General features: G+C 64.6%; 2 protein-coding genes and 2 pseudogenes. 1 reads left to right on the forward strand and 3 read right to left on the reverse strand.

The window, feature by feature from the left end; all coding sequences use genetic code 11:
- Positions 1 to 132: 132 nt before the first annotated feature.
- From ABIC09_RS37285 to ABIC09_RS37295, 3 genes and pseudogenes are all read right to left on the reverse strand, one after another.
- On the reverse strand, positions 133 to 2,202 hold the full coding sequence (locus ABIC09_RS37285; RefSeq protein WP_354112421.1) for a recombinase family protein: 2,070 nt from the start codon (positions 2,200 to 2,202) through the stop codon (positions 133 to 135).
- Positions 2,183 to 2,383, reverse strand: a complete 201-nt coding sequence (locus tag ABIC09_RS37290) for a hypothetical protein (protein ID WP_148755229.1) — start codon at positions 2,381 to 2,383, stop codon at positions 2,183 to 2,185. Before ABIC09_RS37290 ends, ABIC09_RS37285 begins: the two co-directional genes overlap by 20 nt.
- 58 nt (positions 2,384 to 2,441) lie before the next feature.
- Positions 2,442 to 2,654 (reverse strand): annotated as a pseudogene (locus ABIC09_RS37295) (DUF5372 family protein); the annotation flags it as partial.
- A gap of 41 nt (positions 2,655 to 2,695) precedes the next feature.
- Here ABIC09_RS37295 and ABIC09_RS37300 point away from each other — a divergent pair.
- Positions 2,696 to 2,790: pseudogene (locus ABIC09_RS37300) on the forward strand (ATP-binding protein); the annotation flags it as partial.

Genomic DNA, 2,790 nt, shown 5'->3' on the forward strand with positions numbered 1-2,790 from the left:
ATCGCACCCCGCGCGGCCTCGACCGTAGCCTGCTGACGATGCTGGTCGAAGGCCAATGGATCGACGACCACGCCAACCTGCTGATCTGCGGACCCACCGAGCCCGCTTCATAATGCTCACCTTTCTATCTCGTTAGACTTCCAGTTCTTTTTGTAGCGGAGTGCCGGACGGCGGACGTCTGAGGCGCCGCGCGGTGGCGGCTCGTTTGACATCAGGACGCTCAAGATCGGCTGCTTTGATGATCCAAGGTGCCCCTTTGCAAAGCTGGCTCGCCGCGAGCTGGTCGTCCTTGATCAGACGTCGCACGGTTGACGGGCTGACGGAGAGGGCCGCGGCCGCCTCGTCCAGAGTGACCTCGCCGCGGTCGCGGCGCTCGCCTTCGCGATAGGCTGCAATGTCGTTGTGGCTACGCAAGCTGCACACTCGCGACTTGGTCCATCCATTGCCGCGCCCCGTGGTTTTGCCGGATCGGTTGAGCACCGACGCGATCGCTTTGTCTGGCATCTGCCGCGCCAGCACGCGCACGAGATCGACTGTCTCTCCCGCTGCGCTCCAGCGGTGCTGGCCGGAGCGATTCTTCTTGACCTTGAGAGCGGAGTGGTCGCCGCCGTGCCAGCGGATCACCAGATCGAGCGTGTTGTCCTCGACGCGGACGACGATCTCGTCGATCAGCGTTCGCACGATCCGCTTGCGTGTCTCGGGTAGCACGCCGGCACTTGACCAAGCACGCTCCAGGTCGGCGCCTAGCGTCATCATCCGCTCCCTGTCGGCAGGTGTGAGATCAACAGCGGGCGAAGCCGTCAGTCCCTCCAGCTCGGTCTCCAGATTGCGCACGACCGCCAGCCGGTCGTTCCATCGCTTTTCCAGCTCGGCGGCGACGAGACGATTGTCGGGATCGACGGCATCGTATTGGCGGCGCGCGCGCCCGACCTCATAGCGAGCCTGCTCCAGCGCCAGTTCGACTTGGCCGCGTTTGTCTTCGTTCGCACGGCTGCGCGTAGCCTGCGCGGCGAGTGCCGCCTCGATACCGAGCGGTTGCAGGCGCTCGATCACCTCGGCGGCCACGTCACGATCGATCCGCATGCCGCCGAACGAGATGCAAGGGTCACCGCCATGATTGTTGGCGCCGCCCCGACAATGGTAGCGACCGGTGTTGCCGTCCTTACCGGAGTAGGCGACGTGAAGTTTGCGCCCACAATGGCCACAGCGCAGCAGGCCGGCGAGCAGAGCCTCACCTCGACGCAGGGCACCGCGGCTCATCGGGTTCTTGCCGTTGGCGTTGTCCGCAATCAGGCCGATGTTCCTCTCATGGTCCGCCCAGCTCAGATAACCCTCATGATGGTTCGGGATCAACACCTCCCAATTCTTGCGCTCCTTCTTGAAGCCGCGAACCACCTTCTTACGGCCGGCCTCGATGCTGATGCGGCTGCCGGTGCGCCCGAATGCATACGCGCCGGCATAGATTGGGTTGGTCAGAATGTGCAGGATCGTGTTGTAGACCGGCAGCTTCCACTCGACCAGGCGGCCTTCGGCGCCATAGGTTGCGGCGGGCAACGGAACGCGCTCGTGTCTGAACCAGAGGTGCACCTGACGCACCGACTGCATCTCGGTGAACTTGGCGAAGACGAGCGCGATCGCCTCGCCGACGCGCCGATCCGGGTCCTTCTCGATGCGGTTATGGCCGACCCGCACGTAGCCGACGGCGACCGTCATGAACAGCTCGCCCCGGCGCGCCTTCTGCTTCAGCGCTTCGAGCGAGCGCTGGCGCAGTACCGACAACTCCATCTCGCTCATGGTGCCCTTCATACCGAGCAGTAGGCGATCGTTGGGCTGTCGCGGATCGTAGACGCCGTCCTCGTCGGCGATCAGTGTGCCGACGAGACCGCAGAACTCGAGTAGCGTGTGCCAGTCGCGACCGTTGCGTGCGAGCCGCGACGCCTCAATCGAGACCACGACCCCGACGCGTACCTCACAGATGGCGGCCAGCAGCTTCTCGAAGCCGGGCCGCGCGACGCCACCGCCGGAGCGGCCGAGATCGTCATCGATGACGGCAACATCGCTCCAGCCCAGCTGTCGCGCGCGCTCCGGCAAATTGTACTGACGGCGCTTACTTTCCAGGTTTTTGACGACCTGATCAGGCGTCGACTGACGGATGTAGACGACGGCCTGACGGGCGAGGTGCTCAGGCGTGACCTTGCTCATGAGCGGCCTCCCTCGTCTCTGTGGTTGGCGTGCCCGTCTCGATATTGGCGCCGTCGGCGAGGGCCTCGACCAGCAGCCCCTCGATCAGGCGGACGAGAGTGCTTCTCTGCGACGCCGGAATCTCCGGCGTCTGGCGATCCTCCTCGAACAGGCTCCCTTGCAAGTGGCGTCTTGGTTGCATGATCCCCTCCTTCACGCGGGGGCCATACCCCGCCTTGAGAGGCGATAAGGGCATCGATTCGCGCCCGCAGCTCGACGAGCCTTTCGACAGCCAACCGAGGGCTTGCTGTGAGCGTTGCAGAGCGGGCAATATCCTCGCTCATCCAGGCTGGGATCAGGGCGAGTGTCCCGTCGGGCTGCACCACAACCAGATGGTCCTCGCCAGCGAAGCGCTTGCGGTGCTCGACCTGCACCATCTGCCCGGCCCGAGGATGGAACGGATAGAGGATCAAAACCTCGAACGCCGGACACCCGGCATTGTGACGCTGTCTCGTCCGGGGTCGGCAAGAGCTGGCTCGCCTCGGCGCTCGGCAACAAGGCCTGCCGCGACAATCGCTCCGTGCTCTATCAACGCGTGCCGCGGCTGTT

Origin of the sequence: Bradyrhizobium sp. S3.12.5 (assembly GCF_040548225.1) — a bacterium.
In the GTDB taxonomy this organism is placed as follows: domain Bacteria; phylum Pseudomonadota; class Alphaproteobacteria; order Rhizobiales; family Xanthobacteraceae; genus Bradyrhizobium; species Bradyrhizobium cytisi.

Excerpts from the sequence above, each read along its gene's own strand:
- ABIC09_RS37290 (WP_148755229.1), bottom strand. The coding sequence starts at position 2,383 with ATGCAACCAAGACGCCACTTGCAAGGGAGCCTGTTCGAGGAGGATCGC.
- ABIC09_RS37285 (WP_354112421.1), bottom strand. The coding sequence starts at position 2,202 with ATGAGCAAGGTCACGCCTGAGCACCTCGCCCGTCAGGCCGTCGTCTAC.